Origin of the sequence: Bartonella refiksaydamii (assembly GCF_902652675.1) — a bacterium.
Classification (GTDB): domain Bacteria; phylum Pseudomonadota; class Alphaproteobacteria; order Rhizobiales; family Rhizobiaceae; genus Bartonella; species Bartonella refiksaydamii.
The window spans coordinates 1-827 of the sequence record NZ_LR736398.1; the positions used below are offsets into that span (position 1 = coordinate 1).

Sequence of the window (827 nt, forward strand, 5' to 3'; positions counted from 1 at the left end):
ATGCGGATCATGATGTGAACTTGCAAGCGACAAATGTTTTGGCAAATCGTGATGTGAACATTGATGCTGGAAATAATATCACGCTGTCAGAAAGCTACAATATTTCCAACGGAAAAGAGACACATGAAAAGTCTTTTGCTGGGGTAACAACCACTGTCAATGTAGGTGTCCTTGGCACGGTACAAGGCATGAAAGATGCAGCAGACGGCATGAATAATAAGGATGGAAATAACACAATTGGTAACACTCTCCTTACCGCGATCAAAATCAATCATCTCTTTAACAAAGGCAGGAATTTTGTTGATTGGCTGAGTGGCAATACAGGGGAAAGGGGCAATATAACAAAAACACTGGGCAGCACATTAGGAGGGTTGGGAGGCTCCACCAAGGATGCTCTTACCAATATGGCTGATGCTTCTGGCAGTGTAACCGTGGGCTTTAAGACAGAGAAGGTAGAAGCCTCTTCTCAAGTCTCCACAGCGGTAACAGATAGCATAGAAGCAGGGCGCGCTGTCAACATGCATGCTCACAAAGGCAGCATCCATGGTGTTGGAGCCGATATTATTGCTGGAACAAACCCGATGCAAAGCAATGATGAGCAGAGCGGAAATATCATCTTGGAAGCAGGGCAACATATCACCTTTGAAAGTGCACAAAATGCGCAAAGCACACAAAATAGGAGTGAAACTGCTTCAGTGAATGTTGGATACGGTTATGGCACGGGCGGTGCAGGGGCAACGGGCAATGCTGCTTTTAGTCAAGGGGAAGGTTCCAGTGAGGATGTTCAACAAAAGAATGCCCATATCATTGGCACTGGCACTGTTCAT

General features: G+C 45.7%; 1 protein-coding gene. It reads left to right on the plus strand.

All coding sequences use genetic code 11. The features are described 5' to 3' along the window. Positions 1 to 827 (plus strand): hemagglutinin repeat-containing protein (locus GQO39_RS08745; RefSeq protein ID WP_198039457.1); only part of this gene is annotated, 827 nt, incomplete at both ends.